Annotated in this window: 3 protein-coding genes; 1 reads left to right on the forward strand and 2 read right to left on the reverse strand. The window is 41.2% G+C overall.

Annotation, left to right across the window (positions count from 1 at the left end):
- Positions 1 to 56: 56 nt before the first annotated feature.
- Complete coding sequence (locus AC5590_RS18450; protein WP_169268896.1) at positions 57 to 749, reverse strand: DUF305 domain-containing protein; 693 nt, start codon at positions 747 to 749, stop codon at positions 57 to 59.
- A gap of 177 nt (positions 750 to 926) precedes the next feature.
- Entirely contained in the window at positions 927 to 2,006 is a 1,080-nt protein-coding gene (locus AC5590_RS18455) for an ATP-dependent 6-phosphofructokinase (protein ID WP_169268897.1), read from the reverse strand.
- Between the two features lie 615 nt (positions 2,007 to 2,621).
- Here AC5590_RS18455 and AC5590_RS18460 point away from each other — a divergent pair.
- Positions 2,622 to 3,668: a hypothetical protein gene (locus AC5590_RS18460; RefSeq protein WP_211178796.1), complete on the forward strand. Its 1,047-nt coding sequence runs from the start codon at positions 2,622 to 2,624 to the stop codon at positions 3,666 to 3,668.
- Positions 3,669 to 4,239 lie beyond the last annotated feature (571 nt).

The following is a 4,239-nucleotide window of genomic DNA, read 5'->3' on the forward strand; positions in this document are numbered from 1 at the left end:
CCCAAGTGGAGCAACTGCCGTGGAGTCAAATGTATCAGGATTTTTGTGAAAGGGTATTACTGCTTATACCAAGCTTGTCGCCACTTCTTCATTTGTGCAATTTCTTGTTGTTGAGAAGTGATGATATTTTGAGCCAGTTTCTTGATTTCAGGGCGCTTGGATTTATTCAATGCATCTTGCGCCATTGTCACCGCTGCTTCATGATGTGGAATCATTGCATTGATGAAACGCAAGTCAAACTCGCTATCAGCCGCTCCCAAGTCCATGTCCATTCGCATAGCTTTAGATTGTTCAGGAGACATTTCCATCATGTGATTCATCTGGGTATTCCAAGCCATTGGCGTGCTAGGTGCTTTGGGATACCATGCTGTGCGCCACTGTTTCAACTCAGCGATTTCTTTGTTTTGAGCTTTGATGATTTCCTGTGCCAGCTTTTTGATTTCAGGACGTTTTGATTTCTGCAGGGCAACTTTAGCCATCACCACAGCACCTTCATGGTGTGGAGTCATCGCATCAATGAACCGCAAATCGTAGTTCGCATCGGCTGAACCTAAATCCATGCTGTGATTCATGTCACTACTATGATTCATACCACCGTGGTTCATCTGCTGCTTGTCGCTAGCCTCAGTTGCAGTGGTGTTTGGGGCTTGAGTTTGATTTTGGGAAGTTGTTGTAGAACAGGCGCTTAGGGATGCGAGTGCGATAAAGGTAACTGTAAAAAACCCAGTTTTCCAAGAAACACGTTGCATAGAATTTTATCCATATTATGGTTTGTAGCTCTATTGTGAAATCTCCAGTCAACTAGAGAGTCAACTATAATGTTTTGCTATAGTCGTTCACTGTTGGTGCAAAATCCTATGCCCTGGAATTTTCTCCCCAATTTCTGAGTAGTGTAAAGACGTTGCACTGCAACGTCTTGACAAATGTTAATCTCCCAAATAAATACCCAAACCACGAGCAGTTTTGACTAAAGTATCCTCTGGGTTGACAGCTCTATACTGAGCGATCGCCTCAGCAATGGGTACAGGAAAAACTCGGCGATTTTGCCATGTTACCATGTAGTCATATTTACCTTCATCAATGAGGTTTACTGCTGCTACACCAAAGGCAGCTGCCACGAGTCGATCCAGTGGTGAAGCGGTTCCACCCCGTTGGATGTGTCCTAATACTGTGACTCGGGTTTCTGCACCAATGCGATCGCTAATTTGATCAGCTAAGTATTGACCAATACCACCATACCGAGATTGACCCAAGCGATTTGTCATTGTGATACTTTCACCTTCTTGAGTACGAACTGCCTCGGAAACAATAATTAAACAATAGTTTTTGCCTTTTTCTTGGCGCTGTTTAATTTTGTTGCAGATGTGGTCAATCGTGTAGAGAATTTCTGGAATTAAAATCACATCTGCGCCCCCTGCAATTCCCGCAGCAATGGCAATGTGTCCTGCATCACGACCCATGACTTCTAAAATCATGACTCGACTGTGAGAAGCAGCTGTAAAATGTAACCTATCGAGTGCTTCTGTGGCAATATTAACTGCAGTATCAAAACCGATAGCATGTTCAGTAATCCCAATATCATTATCAATCGTTTTGGGAATACCTACTAAATTAATCCCGCCTTGTTGTGCCAAGCGACGGAGAATAGCCAAGCTACCATCGCCACCAATCCCAATCAAAGCATCTAAACCGAGTTGATGGTAGCCTGCAATGATTTCTTCTGAGCGATCGCATACACTGCCATCAGCCATAGGAAAAGCAAAAGGATCACCTTTGTTGGTGGTTCCTAACATTGTCCCACCAGAAGTTAATAGCGGGTCAACTTGGTCGATTTCCAGTTTTGTGAATTGCGGTGGACGCGCCATTAATCCCACAGTTGCTTGACGAATTCCCAGCACTTCCCAACCTTTTCCACAAGCACAATGGACAACAGCTCTGATCACTGCATTCAAACCAGAGCAATCTCCTCCACTAGTAAGAATGCCAATACGCTTGTATTTTCCCATATGTTCTTTAACATTTCAAATGTGAAATATATTTGGTAGTACATTAAAGATTAGCAGCATTCAATAACCGAAAATCCCAGGGTTGGGAACTGTATGCAGAAGAACTAGTGCGATAGTCAAGAAGAAGGGTGTGGGGCATGGGGTGTGGGGTGTAGTTTAATTGGTGGGAGCTTGCACCCTTCTATTCCGGAGGTAGGTGTACAAAAATACAATTTTCTCTTTTTCCCCTACACCCCTATCAAATGAAGTTAAAAGTTAAAAGGCAAAAGGCAAAAGAAAAAATTCCTTCTTTTTACTTTTTACTTGGTTCTTTTTACTTGTTTTGCCCTTACACCCTAGTTTCGGTCAGACAGCACTACACCAGAGAAGCCAGTACTCGAAAGTGAGTGTTACAGCTTGTAAGCGCAAAAGCGACGCTAAGGGCGTAAGCGCAAAGCGTTCTTATGGCATACAAAGCAGCCATGCTGTAAGTATAAGCTGATGCTTCTGACTCATCGTCCTAGGGGTCTGTTTTAAACACAGGCTCCTTTTCTTTTTATACTTGTACAAACACCTTGCTTTGATCACGCTTGTGCTTTTTTAAGTCTAAATTCCAGTACTTTAGGAGAGTCTTTCATGAAGATATCAGATGCAGATAAGGCAAAACGAATCGTATCTCCCTGGTGGCGCTGGCCTCTTGAAGCTTTCTTCCCGGATAAAAAATTTGATGGACAATTCCAAAATCCAGGTAATGAACAAGTTTTTGATTTTGACGCAGTGATGGAATCTTTTGATCCAATCACCATGATTACATCTGAGATTACTTATTATCCAGAAAATGATAAGCGTGAACTTTTTGCAGTATTTGTCTCTGGGCTGGGACAAAGTGAATCAGAATCTTCAAAAAGGAGCCGTAGATATGCTGATACTCTTTTAACTGGCATCGCCAATATGAACAACTCCACTTTTCTTAAAAAACGTCCAGTTGTCGCTTGCATTAACCGACGCCTTGACTGGGCTAATGCAGCTCTTGACTATTTCGGTTTATCTGGTAGTCCAGTCATTGAAAATTTAGCAACTTTGATAACTTATGCTGTAAACAATTCAAAACCTCTCAATTTATCAGGCGATAGTCTTGGTACAATTTTTTTGGCTAGAGCTATTAAGCTTGCTAAAACAAATTTTATTTGTGAACACGCTAGGGTGTTTGACTTTAAACAACGACGAATTCAAGAACAGATTTGGAAGCAACGCACTAGTCAACTCATCAATGTTTTCACCTTTGGAAATGGCTATCAAAAATGGGTAGCAGGTCCAAATTACATTATGGTTTTCATTCAAGGCGATCCATTAACAGAGAATTTTGGAATAACACCCCAAAGAGCTATAAAGCAAAAACGAAAGGATATAAAATTTTTGATATTTCCGCGTTTGTTTACTCAAGGCAGCTTTGAAGCCCATAACATGATGTTTACAATCGAACTTCTTCGCGAAACCTTTGACAAAAATCATATTGAAATTGGTGATTTTTTGGGCTTATATAACAAACTCAATTCCGGCACCCTAAAAATTGCCACACCTGATGAAGTAACATGGCCAAGGGACATGAAAGATTACACATGGGATCAAAACAGCCTCAAGTCAATTCCATCTTTATCGCGACAGGAATCAAATTTTAACTGATATATAGCAATCCGTGCATGTTACCGGTGAGTATGCCTTGAACTCAAGTTCAAGGCTTATAGCCAAAGTCCGTTAAAACGGACTGAAATATATATCCAGTGAGCTAATCGCATACTTCAGCTCTTAGCCCCTGAATTTATTTCTAGGCGGACGAAAAAGTACGTGCAAGATCTGAGTATAGGAATCCGGTAGCGAGATTGTGCAAGAAATATCAATACAGTTCAGTTAGTGGTAATACCAATTCTCCATGAATATGCACTTAATGTTTTTTAAACGAACCGCCAAGACGCCAAGAACGCCAAGAATGAAAGAGTAAGTATTAAGTGCAAGTTTACAGAGAATTGGTATAAGTAGATCAACATTAAAAAACGTAAAAAGGTAGTGGAAGACAAATCAAAGCTCCTCATTTTCATATTGTCATCAACGCTTTCAGCCTTAACTGAACCGTGATTGAAAAAGAGCAATAACAGACATTACTGATGAGCAGTTAAGGAGAATTGTAGGTTGGGTTGAACGTAGTGAAACCCAACAAAGTCCCGAAAATGTTGGTTTATGTCCTGCGGACACGCTG

Origin of the sequence: Brasilonema octagenarum UFV-OR1, assembly GCF_963888615.1 — a bacterium.
Classification (GTDB): Bacteria; Cyanobacteriota; Cyanobacteriia; order Cyanobacteriales; family Nostocaceae; genus Brasilonema; species Brasilonema sennae.

Bases quoted from the DNA above. Each gene is read 5' to 3' on its own strand.
- AC5590_RS18455 (WP_169268897.1), bottom strand. From the start codon at position 2,006: ATGGGAAAATACAAGCGTATTGGCATTCTTACTAGTGGAGGAGATTGC.
- AC5590_RS18460 (WP_211178796.1), top strand. From the start codon at position 2,622: ATGAAGATATCAGATGCAGATAAGGCAAAACGAATCGTATCTCCCTGG.
- AC5590_RS18450 (WP_169268896.1), bottom strand. From the start codon at position 749: ATGCAACGTGTTTCTTGGAAAACTGGGTTTTTTACAGTTACCTTTATC.